This window comes from Athalassotoga saccharophila (assembly GCF_009936215.1).
GTDB lineage: Bacteria > Thermotogota > Thermotogae > Mesoaciditogales > Mesoaciditogaceae > Athalassotoga > Athalassotoga saccharophila.
On sequence record NZ_AP019551.1, the window covers coordinates 1,204,949 to 1,223,264 of the forward strand.

The window sequence follows — 18,316 nt, forward strand, 5'->3', positions numbered from 1 at the left end:
CCACCGATGAATTTCGTAAATGTCATATTCGAAAAAATAAATATATTCATGTTTACCCTCTGTATTTAAAATACGATTTATAAATTTCCTTTATTTTTTGTATATTTTTGAGATAATCTGCTCTCAGACGAATTATTTCGAGGTTACAATCAAAAGATGATCTGATTATCTCCGAATTTTCAAGCGCTAAATTTATAGCTTTGGCAATTTCCTCTGGAGAGTCTTCATCTACCAATAAACCATTTTTTCTGTCTTCTACCCATTCTTCATTTGGAGGAATTTTTGAAACTACCGGAAAAGCACCAAGAGCCATTGATTCAAGTAAACTAAGAGGAGTTCCGTCTCTGAAAGGAACTGAAAGCACTATCAAGGATTTACCAATCTGACTCCACAAGGTATTTTGATCAACTTTTCCGATGATCTTCACGCTATCATTTAAATGTAATTCATCGACTAATTTTTTTGCTTTAGAACTATCTCCGCCTCCATACATAAACAACTTGGCCGTTGAATTTTTTTCAACAACATTTTTCATGGCCAATATTTGATTTTTTACATTGTAAACCTCTGCGAATCCTCTTGGACTTATAATTAAATTTTCTCTGTCATCTATAGGTTTTCTATATTTAACTATATTCTGAGTATCGACACCGTATTGAAACACGTCATGAGGCTTCTTTAGATCAAAACCAATTTTGATGGCCATATCTTTGAGATATTCACCAGCAAAATTCACATAATCTGAAGAATTTAGAACACTTCTGACAATTCTTCTTCTTAAAGAACTTTTTTCGGCAAGCGTTATATCAGAACCCCATGCAGATAGTACAAGAGGATGAAATCCAATTTTTGATGCTATGTACCCATAACTCGTTACAAAATGCGCATGAATCAAGTCTGGTTTGAATTCATCAAAAATTTTTTTGAACTTATTGACACTAAAGAAATATCCAAATTTACCGAATTTGCTTTTTACAGTTTTTGCGGGAAGACCGTTTAAAATTTCTCTATTCCCTAAATCAAAAGAAACTACTAAAACTTCAAAATCATTATCATTTAAAAATGGTTCCACCCATTTTCTTGTATGAATTGATTGAGGAGCAAAGATAAGCAATTTTATTTTATTCATCTTAAAATTTCCTCATAGATCTTTTCATGTTCAGAAATTGTCTTAGATATGTCAAACTCTTTTGCCCTATTTCGGGCGTTCTGTGAAAATTCTGACCATTTTTCTTTGTGTTCTAACATCCATTTTATTGAATCGGCAAGAGATTGGAGATCGTTTGTCTTAAAAATAAGACCATAGTTAGTAACAAGATAATTCGAATCTAAATTCACGTTCTTCAAATCAAGAACTTCCTTGAAAACATCTAAATTACTTACAATAACAGGTTTGCCAGATGCCATGCCTTCTACCAAAGCTATTCCGAACCCTTCATACAACGAAGGCATAACAAAAATATCACTTTCAGCTAAAAACTCCGGAACATTTGTGATATTGCCAACAAATTCAATGTTATTTTCCAAAGAATTATCATGGACCATTTGCAGTAAATCTTTTTTTAATGGGCCATCTCCTGCGATTTTGAATTCAAAATTATTCACACCTTTTTGAGATTTTAGATATATCAATGCTTTAATTAAAGTAAGATAACCTTTTTGCTCCACAAGTCTTCCTACAGACGCAAATATCACATTATCATTCCCAGAGTAACTTTTCTTATCGATCATAAATCTCTTGGTTTCGATTCCATTGTATATAACAGTTATTTTAGATGATGGTATTTTGAAATAACTCTGTATAAAATCTTTTACCCCTTTTGAGACGGCTACGATTTTTTTAAAGTGTTTCGCAAAAATAATGGCAAAAATTTTGTCTTTAATTCCAAAGCCAGAAGTGCTATGATACGTTGCTATAATCGGTATCTTCATACCCCAACTGGCCATTTTTGCATAGAACATTCCTGTAAAAAGATGGGCATGAATGATATTCGGACGATCTCTTTTTAAAATTTTTCTCAAATTGATAATTGATCTAAACCTATTTCCATGTGCTTTTTTTGGAATTATTATAACTTCAACACCATTCTGCCTTAAAGATTCCACTCTTTTTCTTTCAAATTCTTTATCGCTGTAACTTCCGAGGGCAATTATTGAAACTTTGAATTTATCTTTATCAAGTCCAACTGCAAGATCACAAACGAGTTTTTCGGCACCACCCGCGCCAAGACTACCTATTACATAGGTTAAATGAAAAAATTGCACACTCTTTTTGTTTCTTTTAAAATGTGATCTTATTATATTTAAATAAGATTTTTTAATAGAAAACATTAATCTCAAAATTTCGGATCCAAAAATACGTGTAAAGATGATAATTGAAATTGTTTTCATATTTTTAGATATGGAATAAGAATTTTTAAGATAGTCGATACCTTTATTTTTCAATCCACCCATTGCTAGTTCAAGACCTGTTATGTATAAAAATTTTAAATAACTATTTAAGCAAGCGTTTTTTATGTCATTACCAAATTCCTGAATTAGTTTTTCCCTTGCTAATCCAAAAGTCAATAATTTATTTCGTGATGCAGATTTCATTATACTGCCTATTGTTTCAGTATGATAAATTCTTAGAGCATCTTCAGAGATATAAACTTTGTAATTTTTCCAAATTTCAAACCAAAATAAGCTTTCAACGCCATTGACAAATTCTGGAAATTTGTAATTTTTCATAACATCACTTTTTATTATTTGAAATAACTCGCCATGAATTTTTCCACAAACAAAGTCTTTATAATTTCCAAATCCTGATTTTATATTTGAAGTTTTAAAACCCGTTATGCTATCAATACAATTATAAGCTATTAAAGAAGCATCGTTATGTTGTGTAAAATCATTGGCAATCGTTTCTAAAGCCTTAGGTAACAATTCATCATCGCTATCTAAGAACACAAGTATATCTCCACATGCAATTTCATATCCACGATTTCTCGCATAATTAACACCATAATTTTTTTCGAGTCTTTTGTATATAATTTTGTCTACATAACTTTTAACTAATTCTTCAGTATTATCCGCAGAATGATCATCAATTATTATAAGTTCATAATTCTTATAAGATTGATTAAGGACGCTAGAAATTGCTCTTTGTAAGCACCATTCACGGTTAAAAGTTGGAATAATAACGCTGATAAATAAATCTTGTGACACATCAACTATCTCCTTTTTTCAAAATCAAAAACATTTTCATTTTTAAGATTAGTTATTTGATCAAGAGTTGTAATTATCATAAATTCACCTTGTTTCGGTAAGTACCTGATTGAAAAACTCAATTAATTTGTTTTTCACAACTTCTTCTGAATATTTTTTAGAAATTTCAAAACCTTTTTTTATCATTTTATCCTTTTCTTCCTCGCTCATAGAATAAAATCTTGTTATTGCCTTAGAAAAATCTTCAACATCTCCTGTTTTAAAAAAAATTGCATTCCCTTCTGTTATTTCCTTAAATATCGGCAAGTCAGAACAAATAACTACTTTACCGGCTAACATTGCTTCAACAATTGGCATACCAAATCCTTCAGCATAACTCGGAAAGATGAAAGCATCACACTTTGAAAGAAGAAATTGTCTTTCATAATCTGAAATTCCTTCTAAAATGACAAGATTATCGGCTTTATCTCTTAACAATTCATCATAATCATTTGTTTTTCTACCAGCAAGAACGAAATTTGTATTCTTCTGAATTTTGGCAACTTCTTTTATCAAAAATGTTCCTTTCCTTCTTCCAAGAGCACCTAAGAAAAAAAGAAAATGATCTTTACTGTCTAAAGTATGATCAAGATCCTTCACTTTATCATTCTTATCATTAATAATAAAAAGTTTTTCAGTTATTATTGGTGGAATAACTGTCTCTAATCCATTTATTTTTTTTGAATCATATAATTTATGAACGACATCTTTTGACCATTTAGAAATATATATAATCCCACAAGAGTGCTTAATCACATCTTTCAAATGGAAGTAAAACCTTAATTTGCCGATCAAATCGTGAAATTCCGGATTTATAATTGGTATAGCATCATGTACAGTAACAATAATCTTGAAATTACGATTTTTACAATGAGCCATCTCTGTTGTTGTGAACCATAATAAATCTATTTTTTCCTCTTTGACGACTTTGCAAATGAATCTATGATACTTCCATAAATGTCTTGCGTGTTTCAATTTGCTACCGTAAATTTTCATGTTTGTCTCTTTAAGATTAAAAATATCAGATGGTTTCACATCGCTAAAAAAAATGAACTCTATTGCCGATTCACTTTCTAAAGCCTTTATATTTCTCAATGTGTAGGAAGGTATCCCAGAAAATGGGCCGGTTAAATGTCTTACATCAATACCTATTTTCATATGTTATCTCCCTCAAATATTTTTATCATTTTATCTGCTGAGTGTTTCCAGTCATATTTTTCTATTATTTTGGAAGGTTCGATAATTTTATCTACACTAAAAACATCTGAAATAAGTTTCGAAAGTTTTTCAAGATCATTTAGCATAAAGTATTCTGCTTCATTTTCAAGTACTTCTCGATGGACAGGTATATCCGATGCTATTACTTTTGTACCACATGCTCTCGCTTCTAAAGGTGGCATATCAAATCCTTCCATTTTTGAAGGTGCTACAAAAGCATTTGCTGCGGAATAAATCATAGGCAAATCTTTTTCATCAACATATCCAAGATGTTTAAATTTATCTCCAAGTTCCCTTTGAGCAAATTCAACCTGTTCATTTGTTAATGTCCCAAAAACACAAAGTAATCCCTCAATTTTAACTTTTTTGAACGCTTCTATAACAAAGTTAAAATTCTTACGAGGATATTTCATATTACCAATTAAAATAAAACGCTTATCTAATTTGTATTTATTATAAAATAATTCTTTAGAATTGATTATTGGCTTAAATAATGTTTTATCGTAAGCAGGAGTAACAACTTCTATATTTTTTAACTTAAAAAAATCTTTTATTTCATTTGCGGACGATTGAGATACTGATGTAACTATATCTGCTCTTTTTATTGAGTTCTTTATATTTGATATAAAAAAATCATTTTTAATCTTTTGTTCAAAATTTGTAATCATAATCGAATCATCTGTATGTTTAAATGGGGTTAGATCATGAACTGTAACAATACATTTTGTATTAGAACTTATAAATCTTGGTATTACAAAATTCGGTGCCCAATAAACGTTATGGCCGAGTTTATTTATCTTAAAACCACCAAAAGCAAAAAATCTTAAAGTTCCAAGTTTTCTATTTATGTTTAAGTTATAAGTGTTATATGTACCATTGAAATCCCACGGTTTAATATCATATGGATTAAACAAAGTAATGAACTTCCGTTTGTCCGGTTGAACATTTTTTAATATGTTAAAAGTATACCATCCAATGCCGGTAAAATAAGTATTCAAATCTGAGACAACACTCGCATCAACTAATATTTTATTCATTTCTCCTCATTTACTCCTTTGCCTTTCCACGCTATTTCTATATTTACAACTTTAAATGCTTTTTCAACAAACTCTCTGACTGTATGAGTTTCTCCTGATGCTATAACAAAATCATCTGGTTCTTCTTGTTGAAGCATGAGCCACATGGCTTTCACGTAATCTCCAGCATATCCCCAATCACGTTTAGCATCTAAGTTGCCCAAGGATAAAAATTCTCTCTCGCCACGATAAATTTCTGCAACGGCTTTTGATATTTTTCTTGTAACGAACTTTATTCCCCTTTTTGGAGATTCGTGATTGAAAAGTATGCCGTTGCATGAAAACATTTTATAACTTTCTCTGTAGTTGACAGTTATCCAATATCCATATAACTTTGCCACGCCATATGGCGATCTCGGATGAAATGGAGTCGTCCCTTTTTGTGGAACTTCTTGAACAAGTCCAAATAATTCACTTGTTGAGGCCTGATAAAACCTTGCATCAGATTTTTTCAATCTTATCGATTCAAGTAATCTTGTAACGCCAAGCGCATTAACTTCCGCTGTAAAAATAGGTTCTTTCCAGGATACGCCTACAAAACTTTGTGCAGCTAAGTTGTATACCTCATCAGGTTTCGAAACTTCGATTGCATTTATCAAAGAAGCATCATCCGTTAAATCGCCTTCTATCAAGTGTATTTTATTTAATATGCCCTCAACTCTGCCAAAACGTTGATTACTGCTTCTTCTATACAGTGCATAAACTTCGTATCCTTTTTCTAAAAGTAATTCTGCAAGGTAGCCTCCATCCTGACCTGTTATCCCTGTTATAAAAGCCCTTTTCATACAGACTTCCTTCACATATATCAAGACATAAAAATATCATCTAAGATCTATTTTGGGAATAATTTCACCTCACACACAAAAAGATTTATACTTTATCATCGATTAGTCTTCAGTTTTAAAAAAGCCAAAGAATTATTTTGGTATATTTATAAATTTCGATGGTGCTGGTCTGTGCCCTACTTTATAAGCTCCTGCTGATAATAATTCATATCGAGCCGGATTGTATAAATTTTCAGCTGTTGGTGGAACTGAAAATAATTTTTCAGACCATAAATCTTTACGAACAAAAAAAGCATTAACTCCGGTTATGCCCGTTCCTACTAAATAATAACCTTTTTCTTTGCCTAAAATTTCTAATGCTTTCAAAGATGCGCCAGAATCATTACTACCATTCCATTTAAAGTTTTCTATATATGGTTGTACCAAAGCTATTTCCGGAGGTATAGACCCGTTATATTCAATAATAACAACCCTTGGACTAAATTTATCGTTATCTATAGCTTCCCATATATAAAAATCATTACCGTCAATATCTATCGAAAGTAAATCAACTTCTTTTCCAGCTTTAGAAAGCAATTTATTTATATTATCTTTCGTTATAAACGAATTAATAATTTCGAGTTTTCCAGTTTCTATGTAATGCTTAAAATTTATATTTGCTTGCTGAACATAAGGTTGATTTCCATCTACCCAAATGCCTTTCCATCCACAAGCCAGCAAAAAATGTGTATTACATTCAATTCCTGTTTCTATACCTATTTCGAAAAAAGTGTTTTCTTTAATACCAACTCTTTTGAATATTTCATGTATTATGCCATCTTCACTATTTTGTGAATATATACTAGTTCAAATTTAAAAGTGAAGTGTTACCCACTTATGATCTGAAAAGCAGTACCTATGAAAGTCTTCAATTCCAATTTTATCAACTTGTCTTTTACGTCTTCTTCAAAGAATTCTTTTATCTTCGATTTGAATTTCTCTTTCTTTTCATAATAGACCTGCAATAACACATTTTTCGAATATTTCCACAGCCTTTCTATCAGATTCAGGTTCGGTGAGTAAGGCGGTAAATATATCTCTTCTATCTTAATTCCTTTTTCTTTGCTTATCTGTTTGAGATGTTCTATGAATAACTTCCCGTGATTGTATTTCGCGTTGTCCATCACAAGAAATAATTTCCGCTTCCGCCTCATCCATAGGTCCGTAAAACTGTTTTCTATGATCTTGTCCACCAATTTAATGTTCGATTGTTGATTTACGTTTTCTTCATGCTCTATGCAAATTACTTTCTGATTCACGGGATTGTAGGCTCCATTAACATTTATCTTTTCTCTGCCTGTGTTCGTCTTAATAAATTGTTCTTTGCCTTTTTCAATCCAGCCGTATCCTATTTTGACGTTATGGTCGAATCCAGAACCATCAACAAAAAATATCTGCTTTTCTTCATCACCAGAGCATTCCTCAATCCTACCAGTTAATTCGTTTATGATTACTTTTTGTACTTCCACGCTTGGATGTTTCCCGGGTACGCCCTTTGGCTTCTTATATACAAATCCATGCGCATTCAGAAACTCCTGCATCCCTTGTTCGGTATACACTTTTCCAAAATGCCCTTTTATCCAGTTTATGACTACTCTCGTGTTTCGTACAAAATGAGTCCTTACAAATGCTATAACTGCTTTTTCCTCTTGAGCGGTCATTTTGTTGTTATGTCCTTCGTAATGATTTTCTATCAAAACATCGGCACCGAATATCTTGTATTTTTCAATGACTTCTTGTATCATGACGTCAGATATCATTAGTACGTCTTTTATAGTTTCCCATTCATAGCCTTTGCCCCAAAGAATAACACAATGAATTCTTGTTCTAGCCGCACTTGAATTCTTCATTTGTTTATAAATTTCAATTAATTTTCTTAGTTCTTCATCTGACAATCTTTGATTTCTCGGTATCATGCTTTAATTCTACCATAAATTCACTTTTAAAAGAGATTTAGTATACTTTATATTCATAGAGTTCTAATCTTCCTTCATTTTTATAAATAGGGTTTGAACTTAATTGATTTAGATACTGCTTAGAAAGAATTGTGGAAATATTATCTAACTTACTATAATAATTTGTTATAATTTTTTTTATTCTTTCAAACATCTATCTCTACCTCCATAAATTTATTTTACGAATCAAATTTTATATTCTTCACATCCTGAGTTGTGCCGCGTTTGGTTATCAAAATTTTGTCTCCGTCCACGACAACTATTATATCTTCGAGATGAGATATTGCAACTGTCTTTCCTTCTGCAAAGATCCCACAATTTTTAGCATCTCTAAAAACCACTTGTTTCGCGTCAGAAAAATTTCCATCTTTGTCTTTTTCTAAAAGATCGTACAACGCATCCCAACTGCCAACATCGCTCCAGCCAAAGTTTCCGGGGATCATGAAGATGTTGTTTGCCTTTTCCATTATGCCATAATCTATCGAAATCGATTCTATCAATTTGTAAATTTCTTTTATGTCTTTCTTTGATTCAAAAAATAATTTATACATATCCGGCAAAAATTCTTTGAATGCTTTTTTCATAGCCGATACTTTGAATATGAATATTCCTGCATTCCAGAAGAAATTTCCTGACTCGATATAATGATATGCCGTTTCTAAATTCGGCTTTTCGTGAAACCTCTTTACAGGTACAAAATCTTTATCAAAGATCGATTTATCCACTTCAATGTATCCATATCCAGTCTCGGGCTTAGTTGGCTTTATTCCAATCGTTACTATCACATCGTGTTGTGATACAAACTCTGCGCTTTTCTTTAGAATATCTATGTAAGATTTTTCGTCATGAATGTAATGATCTGAAGGTAATACTATGACAATATCATTAGAATTCATTTTTGATATTCCAAAAGCAATTGCGGCGGCGGTATTTTTCCCTTCTGGCTCAAGTAAAAGGTTATCTTTTTCTATTTTCAATTGATCGAGGATATGATTTGAATGGTTTGCATTCGATATTACATAAACATCTTTTGAATTAACTAAAGTTCGAATTCTATCAACAGTTTCCTGGATCATGGTTTTATCCGATGTGATCTTCAAAAATTGCTTTGGTTTGTCTTTGGTTGATTTCGGCCAAAATCTTGTGCCGGACCCACCGGCCAATATCAAAACTTTTGTGGACATGTTAAAATCTCTGCTCGTTTCCGTACAGAACTGTATCTGGAAAGCTTTCCGTATTATGCTTCAAATAAAATTTGTAATCTTTATTGACAGACTTTATGTAATTCGGTATCGTGATAAGATCATCTCCTTTGTGATAAACACAAATCGCAAGTTTGGGTTTGAACTTTTTTATCGTCCTTTCTCCGCCCATTAGTGCACCAAGTTCGGCACCTTCTATATCCATTTTTATGAAATCAACGTGATCTAATTTTTGATCTTCTACAAATTTGTCTATCATCGTAACCTTAACTTTCTCACTCCCTTCAGAAGACAAGTTACTCTTTCCACCCCATCCAGATTCTATAGATAAAGTGGCCTCGTTATCACTTAGTGCCATCTTTAAAGGAAAAATATTTTGAACATTGTTTTGCTTTACATTCTCTTCGAGAATCTTAAAATTATTGCTTGAAGGCTCAAACGCATAAACTTTTCCACTTTCTCCAACATATTTTCTAAACCAAAACGCTGTGTCTCCAATGTAAGCACCGACATCTAAAATAACGTCTCCTTTTGATGGCTCAACTAAATTTGGAAGTCTATATTGCTCGATAAGAAATGCAGCAGAAATAGGACCCGGGCTTTCAACTTTAATTTTAAATCCGTCTATTTCTGCGTAAAAGTCTTTGAATTTGATCGATTTTGACAATTTTTCAGATTGTTCTTTTGTGATGCGGGGAGTAAACAATTCGTAAGCAGCACCTTCTCCTAAAAACGCGTAAGCGACTCTATATTTTACAAACCAATCGTACTCTTTTCTTGAATTTTCGTCTTCGAGCATATCGTAGAATCGGTCAAAAGATTCAGGATCTCTAACGGCAAGATTGTAGAATTCTATACAACTTTTCTTATCAAAGTAGGAATAAACAAATTTTGAAGACTCTTTTTGAATTTTTCTCCATTGGTTTGTCTTTGTAACATGCACACCAAATTTCTCGGTGAATTTGTTTATGTTGGTTCTGCGCACTTTCTTAAATGGTTCGTAGTCTGACATTTGTTTATCGTTTTCTTTTTCAAGATGTTCATGAACCTTTTCCACTGCTTCATCGATTAAATCTTTTGTGTGAGACACGAAATATCCTCCCAACGTTAGAATAGAAAATTGAAAAGTGTACAATGGACAATACAAAAATGGAAAATTGTACAAATGAACAATGTAAAGACAATGTACAATGAGCAATGCGAAAAGACTGAGAAGCCGAAAATTTCGAATCGAACCCAAATTGCTTTTATTATACCAAAAGTTTTAAAAAGAGTAAAATTGAAAATGGGCAATCTATCCGCTATTTGCCGATTTATGAAAAAACCCCTCTTTTCGAGGAGTTCTGGCAGCCCTACGGGGAATCGAACCCCGGTCTTCTGGCTGAGAACCAGACGGACTAGCCACTATCCGATAGGGCCAAAAATATGATATCATAGTTATGTGTTTCTTTCAAAATAAAAGCATGTTAAAATTCGTTTGAGGAGGGGAGCGTGTATGAAGAGAGCCTTGCTTTTTACACTCGCGATGATGTCCGTGCTTGTCGTCTCGCTATACGCCGACGCAAGCGTGCAGGATATAATCATAACCCCGACCCAGCCTTCTTCTCTGACTATAAGTGTATGGACAGATAGGCCCGCGGGGGCCACCTATTATCCGGGAGATAACATCCATATATATTTTAAAACTTCCCAGAATGCCTACGTTACGATATATGACTACACAACAGATGGAAATGTAAGGGTTATCTTTCCCAACTTCTTTCAGCGAGACAATTTTGTAAGAGGCGGAATGGTCTACGTCATACCCAATCCAAATTACGATTACAATCTCACGGTCTCGGGTCCAAATGGGCGCGAGATAATAGAGGCTATAGCCTCGACAACGCCAGTTATTCAGCCTCCTGTCCCTTCGAATAAGGCTTTCGGAGAGATCCCAGATGGTCCAAATTATTTGCAAAAGTTAAAACTCGATATAACCGGAAAGACTGTGGCCGTGGGCGTAACGTATTTTTACGTGGGTTTTGTTCCTTCCACCGGGATCGTTCATTTTGAATCCCAGCCTGCGGGTGCAACGCTTTACGTCGACGGTATTTATGAAGGAATAACGCCTCTCGACTTGCAACTTGCCGAGGGAGACCATCTTGCCGTTTTCTGGTACAACAATACAAACATTTCAAAGACCTTTCATGTCAACCCAAACACTTACAACACTGTCCGAGTCTCGTTCTATCCCCAACAAAGTGCTAATTTCAGTGTGAATTTCAACACATCACCGTCGGGGGCGATGATCTTCGTAAATGGCAGGATGCTTGGCATCTCTCCGTGTGTTGTGAATTTGGCGGCAGGAAGTTATCAGATAACGATAGTAAAGCCCGATTATTCGACGATAGTTACACAGATTTCCGTCAATCAAAATCAGAATTTCAATTTCAATTTATACAGATTGAGTTTTTAGATTGTATAGATTATAGAGGAGGAAGCGTATGAGAAATTACAAGGAAATACCTATATGGAAGGATGTAAGCGAAGAACAGTGGAATGACTGGCATTGGCAGATCGCAAACAGGATAATGGACGCAGAAAAACTTTCTCAGGTAATTCCTTTGGACGATGACGAAAAGAGGGCAATAACTACAAGCCTCAAACATTTAAGAATGGCCATAACGCCTTACTATGCGACGCTTATAAACATCGACGATCCAAAGGATCCGATAAGAAAGCAAGCCGTTCCGACCATGAATGAACTTTACAAGGCCCCGAATGAGAGTAGAGATCCATTGTTTGAGGATGTCGACTCTCCCGTCTACGGTCTTACTCACAGATACCCGGATCGCGTGCTCGCACTTGTTACAGACCAGTGCTCGATGTACTGCAGGCATTGCACGAGAAGAAGGAAGGCCGGAGAGACGGATATGCCGATGCCTCTCGACAAGATAGACGCGATGGCCGAATATGTCTCTGTCCATCCAGAGATAAGAGATGTGCTTTTGTCCGGAGGAGATCCATTTACCCTTTCAACCGAAAGGCTTGAGTTGATAATAAAGAAGTTCAGATCGATCAAACATGTCGAAATAGTAAGGATAGGAACGAGAACGCCAGTCGTCATGCCTCAAAGGATTACCGACGAACTTGTGAATATGCTCAAGAAATACCACCCCATCTGGGTGAATGTGCATTTCAACCATCCAAATGAATTTACACCCGACTCAGAGAGGGCCCTTGCCAAACTTGCAGACGCTGGAATTCCTCTCGGAAATCAGTCGGTGCTTTTGAGAGGTGTCAATGACTGCCCTCAGGTTATGAAAAAACTCGTCCATCTTCTCGTCAAAAATCGTGTAAGGCCGTATTACATTTACCAGTGCGATCTCTCAGAAGGTCTTTCTCATTTCCGCACCTCGGTGGCGCGTGGAATAGAGATAATAGAGTATTTAAGAGGTCACACGTCGGGCTTCGCTGTTCCGACATACGTTATAGATGCGCCCGGCGGGGGTGGAAAGATACCGATTGAGCCACAGTATCTTATCTCAATGGGCGCGGGAAAGGTCGTGTTGAGAAATTACGAAGGCGGGATCTTTACCTATGAAGAGCCAGACGATTACAAGCCTTCGTGCGATCAAAATTACATAGACAAATCCGAGCAAAGCATGGTCGGGATTTCGGGCCTTCTTGAAGGAACGCACAAATTTTTGATCCCATACGGCAATGAAAGGAGAAAACGCATAAACCTTTGGAAGCAATCAAAGACAAAGAAAGGGTCTTAAAAGAGATTGAGAAATACAAAAAGATAGCGGTCATAGGCCTTGCCAAAAATGTCGGCAAGACGACGGTTGTCAATTATCTTGCCGGCAATCTTTCTAACGTGTGCATTTTGACTATAGGTAGGGATGGTGAAGAAAGAGACGTCCTCTACGGGACGAAGAAGCCTCCGATAAATTTGAAAAGGGGAAATTTTGCCGTGATCCCTTACGAATTTGTCGGAGGAAATCTCGAGATAATCGACACATTCGATCTTGTCGCGGGAAGATTTGCTCTTGTGATGGCGAGAATAGACACTCAAATTCAGGTCGCGCGAGTTGGAGGATTTGATTTTACGAATGATATGGCCGATTACCTTCTTGAATTCTGCGATAAGGTTATAATCGATGGCGCCTTTGGCCGGGTGGGGATCGCGCCTTACATGGACGCGAATATAATCGTTTGCGGGACGGCCTCGGGAGATATCAAATCAAACGCGAGAAAGATAAAGAGATTGATGGCAAAGAAGGTCGATCCCGAGATCGAGGAGAAAATTCTACCTCACAAAGATTCCATCGTCTTGATGGGAAGGGATGAAAAGATCTTCGATCCTGACCGGATAGAAGAGGCGATAAAGATCTCAAATGATGCCGATTTTGTATATATTCCGCGCGTGATCGATCAATTCACATTTTCCCGAATAAAATCCTCCGTCGTTGTTCCTTCGGCCGATTTTGTCTTGGGAGAGGGAGATTTTTTTGTGATCAACGAGATAAAGATCTTGGCAATAGCGGTCAATTCGGTATCTTCAAAAGAGGAAGCGCCTTCAACTTTGATAGATGGACTAAAAAGTATTTTCAATGATATAATTGTTTTTGATGTGCTTTACGATCCTTAAGGAGGTCTCAAAATGGAATTCATTCTCAACAGGGAAATACTCTCTTCGTATTTGGATTCTTTATCGAGAGCAGTTGCTTCAAGACCTATAAGACCTATCCTCAATGGCGTTCATTTCGATCTAAAGGATGGATTGACCCTTACAGCCACCGACATGGAGTTCACGGTAAGATCGAAGATTCCAGATGTTAAGGGAGACAAATCCTTTGTTGTGGACGCAAAGACTATAAACGAGATAGTAAAGAGTCTTCCCGACAAAGAGGTGAAATTTTCGATAGACGGGCAGAAACTTGAGATCCTTTCGGGAAAGAGCAAGTTCCAAATTTTCATTCAGGATGGCGCCGAGTTTCCGGATGTTAAGGTTCCGTCAGATGGCATTGAATTTTCGATGAAAAGAACACAACTTTATTCGATGCTTGAAAGGGTTGCGTTCAGCGCGGCAACAGATGAGAACATGAAAAACCTTAACGGTGTTTACATAGAGATCGAGAATGGAATTTCGAGGGCCGTTGCCGTTGATGGATTTAGAATGGCTTTGGTCGAGGGGAAGATAGACGAGAAGATAGAGATAAACTTCTTGCTTTCTTTGAGAGCCGTAAAGGAACTTTTGAGGGTTTTGTCTTTGACGAATGTGGAAGATGTGAATTTGAAATTCGAGAACAGGCAGATCTCATTCGAGTTTGATAACATGATCTTCATATGCAAGATAGTCGATGCAGAATTTCCAAATTACAAAAGGGTCATTCCGGACGAGTTCAAAACGAAGATCATCGTTGATAGAAATGAACTTAGATCGGCCGTCAGGCGCGTGAGTATAATAACGAGAAGTGGCTCTGAGACTGTGAAGTTCAACATAGAAAAGGATAGAATGAAGATCTCCTCGAAGAGTGCAGATTTGGGAGAGGCTGAGGAGGTTGTCGATATTCAGATGGAGGGAGAGCCTATAATGATAGCCTTTAATCCGAATTTCATTCTCGATGCTTTGAATCACACAGACGAGGACAAAATACAACTTAGTTTTGTCGATTCAAATAAACCCCTTATGATCGATACGGTAGATCTTAAGGGTTATTTCTTTATAATCATGCCGGTGAGATTGTAATGAGGGCCGGTATAGGGTACGACACTCACAGATTCGTAGACGGAAACAAAGTTATCCTCGGAGGAGTTGAGATTCCTTACGTCAAAAAACTTGAAGGTCATAGCGATGCGGACGTTGTAATTCACGCTATAGCAGACGCGATTCTCGGCGCGAGCGGGCTCGGAGACATAGGGATCCACTTTCCTCCTTCAGATCCAAGGTACAAGGGAATCTCTTCTTTGGTGATACTCGAGAAGGTCAAGAACATGATACTCAAAGAGAATCTCTCGATAGAATATATAGATGTTATGGTCATGTTGGAAGAGCCCAAGATCTCTCCATACATAGAAGAGATGAAAAAGAAGATATCCGAAACTTTAAACGTTAATTTCTCGAGGATAAGCATAAAGGCGACGACAAATGAGGGAATGGGCTTTATAGGAAGAAAAGAGGGCGCATCTGCGATGGCCATCTGCCTTTTGAAAGAACCGACATGAATTTTATAGGAAATATAACGATAGGTCAGTTTATACCGAAAAATTCCATCCTTCATTCGGCCGACTCCCGAAGCAAGTTGATCTTCATGATCATCTTCATAGTGGCCATTTTTTTGTCCACGAATTTTTACCAATACGCGATTTTGTCTCTCGTTGTGATTTTTTTGATGCTTTTAAGCAAGATATCCCCATTTTATTATCTAAAAGGCGTTAAATCTTTGTGGATTTTGATAGTCCTGACGGCAGTCTTTCAGATATTCTCTGGAGGAGGCAATGTCATTTTTGACCTTGGCCCTCTGAGAATAACAGATATGGCAATCTACAATACGGTCTTCATAGTCTTAAGACTTGTTCTCGTAATAGTCGCCGCCTCCTTGCTGACCTTTACAACCTCTCCGATTCAGATCGCCGATGGAATAGAGGGGCTTATGAGGATTTTAAGATTCCCGCGCGAATGGTCCCACGATTTTTCGATGATGATGAGCATAGCCTTTAGATTCATTCCCGTCCTTTCGATGGAGGCAGATCACATAATAAGGGCCCAACTTTCGAGAGGAGCAACCTTTGACAGGGGCGGCCTTATTCAAAGGGCGAAAGGGATGATACCCTTGATAGTCCCGCTCTTTGTTGGATCTATGAAGATGGCGGACGATCTGGCCATAGCGATGGAAGCGAGATGCTACAGAGGGTACGAGGGAAGAACAAAGTTCAGAGAGATGCACTTTAGAAAAAGGGATTATTTTATAATAGGATTTGGCTTGTTCATCGTTGTATTCATTTTAGTCGTTAGGATGTGAAAGGATGAGATCAGAGGTTTTACTTTTGCCGTCTAAACCCCGTCTTGATTCTTACGATCTTGTCATAATAATAGACACTCTAAGGGCTACGACGGTCATCTCGAGGGCGATTCACGAAGGGGCAATGGCGGTCTATCCGGCCATCTCGATTCCGAGAGCGAGAATTTTGAAAAAGATCGTTCCGAACGCAATCCTTGCCGGCGAGAGAAAGGCTTTCAAAATAAAGGGCTTCGATCTTGGAAATTCTCCATCTGAATTCACGAAAGAAAGCGTTGGAGGGAAAAATGTTATAATCACCACAACGAATGGAACGAAAGCCGTGGAAAGGTACAAAGGTTATGGTCCGGTCGTTGCGATGGCACTTTCAAATCTCAGGGCGATATACGATTACTCTAAAAATTTAAACAATTTGCTGATCGTATGTGCCGGAAGCCATGGAGAGGTCTCTCTTGAGGACACATACACGGCAGGAAGATTTTTGAACCTTTTCGATATGGTGGGACTCAACGATGGCGGGATTCTTGCCCGCGAGATCGCGATGGGGGATTCCATTAAAGTTTTGAAGACTTCCCGCCATGGAAGGTACCTTTCAGAGATAGGAATGTATTTGGATATAGAAGAATCTTTAGTTGAGAATGATGCTGTTCCGATTTTAAAAACAGACGTTAATAACATAAACTTTTTTGGAGGTGCAAGGTGAAGCGTACTATTGCTTTGACTGTTTTGTTCATTTGTACCGCTTTTTTTGTTTTCGGATCTCCCATAATAGGTGGATTTTCAGTTGATACGCCATTTTTGCCCCTTTCGGTTCAGCCTTATTCTTTGTATTATTATCCCGGCATAAGGTATGAAGGTGGATATGGAACTGAAAATGGGGTTGAGGGAGGATTTGGATTTACGATACCTATTCCGTGGATGAATTTCTCCCAGTTGCCTATATCCAAAAGTGATCTTCCAATTGCGATCTCAATTGCAAAGGCAGAAAGTGCATTTCAAAATTATTCTCTCTCCTCTTCGGGAGCGCAGGGATTGATGCAATTTATGCCATCGACCGCGCCGGCCTTTGGCGTTCAGAATCCTTACGATCCATTTCAAAGCGTTACAGGAGCGCTTAACTACATAAAATTGTACCAAAAGCAGTTTAACTCCCTTCAACTTGCCATAGCCGCTTACAACGCCGGGCCCGGGGCCGTCTCCTACTACGGAGGCATACCTCCTTATCCCGAAACGCAGGCCTACGTCTCGGAGGTAATGCAATACCTTACCAATTACACCTCCACACCGTCTTATCCGGACATTTACGCGAGGCTTGGCGCTTTTGTGGAGTACAAAAATCCTCTTTCCGGAAATCTTGGCAATTTAACTATGGGTCTTTCTTATCCACTTCCTCCCGGCCAGATCGATATCTGTCCCGAGGTAAGCCTTAATTCAACATCTGTCAATCTTTCGTGGATATGGAGAATAACGCTTGGAAATAACATTTACCTTGCCTTTAACCATTCGAATACGATCTTTTCTTTCTCCACCACATCTTCCTCCCCCATTGATGAGGTCGAAATTTCGGGCACATTCGGGCCTGCAACTGTAATAGTCGGGGATTACAAAGATGGCTTTGCCGGATCTCTTATTTTAAATCTTTGGGATCAAAGAATCTTTGGATCGATTTCTCAATCAAGCCAGATAAATTACGGTGTTTCTTTCCACCTTTTCAAAATTTATCTTAATTTGTGGGCGCAAAACCTTTCCGCATCGACCTCTTACAATTTATCTTTGACTGGAAGATGGTAG

16 protein-coding genes, 1 tRNA gene and 1 pseudogene are annotated in these 18,316 nt (G+C 36.8%); 8 read left to right on the plus strand and 10 right to left on the minus strand.

The genetic code is table 11. The annotated features are described in order from the left end of the window. Positions 1-52: 52 nt before the first annotated feature. The 10 genes and pseudogenes from ATHSA_RS06040 to ATHSA_RS06085 form a co-directional block, all read right to left on the minus strand. A complete protein-coding gene (locus ATHSA_RS06040; protein ID WP_161848227.1) occupies positions 53-1,129 on the minus strand; it encodes a glycosyltransferase family 4 protein in 1,077 nt (358 codons plus the stop codon). Next, a complete protein-coding gene (locus ATHSA_RS06045; RefSeq protein ID WP_161848228.1) occupies positions 1,126-3,207 on the minus strand; it encodes a glycosyltransferase in 2,082 nt (693 codons plus the stop codon). Before ATHSA_RS06045 ends, ATHSA_RS06040 begins: the two co-directional genes overlap by 4 nt. An 84-nt stretch (positions 3,208-3,291) precedes the next feature. Continuing rightward, on the minus strand, positions 3,292-4,404 hold the full coding sequence (locus ATHSA_RS06050; RefSeq protein WP_161848229.1) for a glycosyltransferase family 4 protein: 1,113 nt from the start codon (positions 4,402-4,404) through the stop codon (positions 3,292-3,294). After that, positions 4,401-5,501: a glycosyltransferase family 4 protein gene (locus ATHSA_RS06055; protein WP_161848230.1), complete on the minus strand. Its 1,101-nt coding sequence runs from the start codon at positions 5,499-5,501 to the stop codon at positions 4,401-4,403. The genes ATHSA_RS06050 and ATHSA_RS06055 overlap by 4 nt, the downstream gene beginning before the upstream one ends. Before the next feature lie 5 nt (positions 5,502-5,506). Next, positions 5,507-6,325: pseudogene (locus ATHSA_RS06060) on the minus strand (GDP-mannose 4,6-dehydratase); the annotation flags it as partial. A 132-nt stretch (positions 6,326-6,457) separates the two neighbouring features. After that, positions 6,458-7,045 (minus strand): hypothetical protein, encoded by a 588-nt coding sequence (locus ATHSA_RS06065; protein WP_161848232.1) that lies wholly within the window; start codon positions 7,043-7,045, stop codon positions 6,458-6,460. Between the two features lie 146 nt (positions 7,046-7,191). Beyond that, a complete protein-coding gene (locus ATHSA_RS06070) occupies positions 7,192-8,280 on the minus strand; it encodes an IS630 family transposase (protein ID WP_161848233.1) in 1,089 nt (362 codons plus the stop codon). A gap of 218 nt (positions 8,281-8,498) precedes the next feature. After that, positions 8,499-9,503 carry a mannose-1-phosphate guanylyltransferase gene (locus ATHSA_RS06075; protein WP_161848234.1) on the minus strand — a complete coding sequence of 335 codons (1,005 nt, stop codon included), beginning with the start codon at positions 9,501-9,503 and terminating at the stop codon, positions 8,499-8,501. Position 9,504: 1 nt separating this feature from the next. Then, the gene (locus ATHSA_RS06080; RefSeq protein WP_161848235.1) at positions 9,505-10,611 is read right to left on the minus strand and encodes an FkbM family methyltransferase; all 1,107 of its coding nucleotides are present in this window, start codon (positions 10,609-10,611) and stop codon (positions 9,505-9,507) included. 254 nt (positions 10,612-10,865) lie between these two features. Next, positions 10,866-10,940 (minus strand) — tRNA-Glu (locus ATHSA_RS06085). 76 nt (positions 10,941-11,016) lie between these two features. Here ATHSA_RS06085 and ATHSA_RS06090 point away from each other — a divergent pair. Genes ATHSA_RS06090 through ATHSA_RS06125 form a run of 8 tightly spaced genes read left to right on the plus strand, consistent with a single transcriptional unit; the run spans position 11,017 to position 18,316 of the window. After that, the gene (locus ATHSA_RS06090; protein WP_161848236.1) at positions 11,017-11,976 is read left to right on the plus strand and encodes a DUF4384 domain-containing protein; all 960 of its coding nucleotides are present in this window, start codon (positions 11,017-11,019) and stop codon (positions 11,974-11,976) included. 28 nt (positions 11,977-12,004) lie between these two features. Further along, positions 12,005-13,282: a lysine 2,3-aminomutase gene (gene kamA, locus ATHSA_RS06095; protein WP_161848237.1), complete on the plus strand. Its 1,278-nt coding sequence runs from the start codon at positions 12,005-12,007 to the stop codon at positions 13,280-13,282. After that, positions 13,249-14,154 (plus strand): PD-(D/E)XK nuclease family protein, encoded by a 906-nt coding sequence (locus ATHSA_RS06100; protein WP_161848238.1) that lies wholly within the window; start codon positions 13,249-13,251, stop codon positions 14,152-14,154. The genes kamA and ATHSA_RS06100 overlap by 34 nt, the downstream gene beginning before the upstream one ends. Before the next feature lie 12 nt (positions 14,155-14,166). After that, a complete protein-coding gene (dnaN, locus tag ATHSA_RS06105) occupies positions 14,167-15,255 on the plus strand; it encodes a DNA polymerase III subunit beta (RefSeq protein WP_161848239.1) in 1,089 nt (362 codons plus the stop codon). Then, complete coding sequence (gene ispF, locus ATHSA_RS06110) at positions 15,255-15,731, plus strand: 2-C-methyl-D-erythritol 2,4-cyclodiphosphate synthase (protein WP_161848240.1); 477 nt, start codon at positions 15,255-15,257, stop codon at positions 15,729-15,731. The genes dnaN and ispF overlap by 1 nt, the downstream gene beginning before the upstream one ends. Then, on the plus strand, positions 15,728-16,528 hold the full coding sequence (locus ATHSA_RS06115; RefSeq protein WP_161848241.1) for an energy-coupling factor transporter transmembrane component T family protein: 801 nt from the start codon (positions 15,728-15,730) through the stop codon (positions 16,526-16,528). Before ispF ends, ATHSA_RS06115 begins: the two co-directional genes overlap by 4 nt. 4 nt (positions 16,529-16,532) lie before the next feature. After that, a complete protein-coding gene (locus tag ATHSA_RS06120) occupies positions 16,533-17,228 on the plus strand; it encodes a 2-phosphosulfolactate phosphatase (RefSeq protein ID WP_161848242.1) in 696 nt (231 codons plus the stop codon). Beyond that, a complete protein-coding gene (locus ATHSA_RS06125) occupies positions 17,225-18,316 on the plus strand; it encodes a lytic transglycosylase domain-containing protein (RefSeq protein WP_161848243.1) in 1,092 nt (363 codons plus the stop codon). The genes ATHSA_RS06120 and ATHSA_RS06125 overlap by 4 nt, the downstream gene beginning before the upstream one ends.